Annotated in this window: 1 pseudogene; it reads left to right on the top strand. The window is 62.2% G+C overall.

The annotated features are described in order from the left end of the window. Positions 1-82 (top strand): annotated as a pseudogene (locus tag ACQ4LH_RS22110) (ribosome biogenesis factor YjgA); the annotation flags it as partial. Between the last annotated feature and the right edge of the window lie 181 nt (positions 83-263).

The following is a 263-nucleotide window of genomic DNA, read 5'->3' as shown; positions in this document are numbered from 1 at the left end:
GCTGGATGCCTCCACCCGCCAGTACAACGAACGCTTTCATAACCTGGAGCGTTGGCGCGACCGCTTGCTCAACGGCGACGACGACAANGAGTTCGCTCTTTTCTTCTCGTGGGCTGGGAGTTGTGTAAAAGAGACAGCGACCAGACCACCCCCCCCATCCTGCCCCTCCTCGCCCGGCGGGATCCCCCCCCCCGCCAGTACAACGAACGCTTTCATAACCTGGAGCGTTGGCGCGACCGCTTGCTCAACGGCGACGACGACAA

The organism is Pseudomonas peli, assembly GCF_050563605.1.
Lineage (GTDB): Bacteria > Pseudomonadota > Gammaproteobacteria > Pseudomonadales > Pseudomonadaceae > Aquipseudomonas > Aquipseudomonas peli_A.
Note: the sequence above shows the minus strand (reverse complement) of the source record. Positions and strands in the feature narration are given on the sequence as shown.